General features: G+C 59.1%; 1 protein-coding gene. It reads right to left on the bottom strand.

Going from position 1 to position 286, the window contains the following annotated elements; all coding sequences use genetic code 11:
- Window positions 1-286: tyrosine-type recombinase/integrase (locus ACGF49_RS25175; protein ID WP_387493514.1), on the bottom strand; the 286-nt coding region annotated here is incomplete at both ends.

The raw sequence follows: 286 nt of genomic DNA, 5'->3' as shown, positions 1-286 counted from the left end.
GACCAGCAGTTGCGGGCGAACCTGCTGCTGATAGAACTGGAGCCAGTTTAAGGCCCGTTCGCCGAGGGGCAATACCCGGTCTTTATTCCCCTTGCCCTGCCGGATGGTCACGGTTTTGCGTGACCCGTCAATGCTGTAGATATCGAGCCGGGCCACTTCACTGCGTCGTATCCCCGTTGACCAGAGCAGCTCCATCAGGGCCCGGTCGCGTGCGCCCTGCAACGTATTTGGGTCAGGCAGCGACAGGATATGCTCGATTTCATCAATGCTCAGGATATACCGCGGC

The sequence above is a fragment of the Photorhabdus sp. RM96S genome (assembly GCF_042879335.1).
Taxonomy (GTDB): Bacteria; Pseudomonadota; Gammaproteobacteria; order Enterobacterales; family Enterobacteriaceae; genus Photorhabdus; species Photorhabdus kayaii.
Note: the sequence above shows the minus strand (reverse complement) of the source record. Positions and strands in the feature narration are given on the sequence as shown.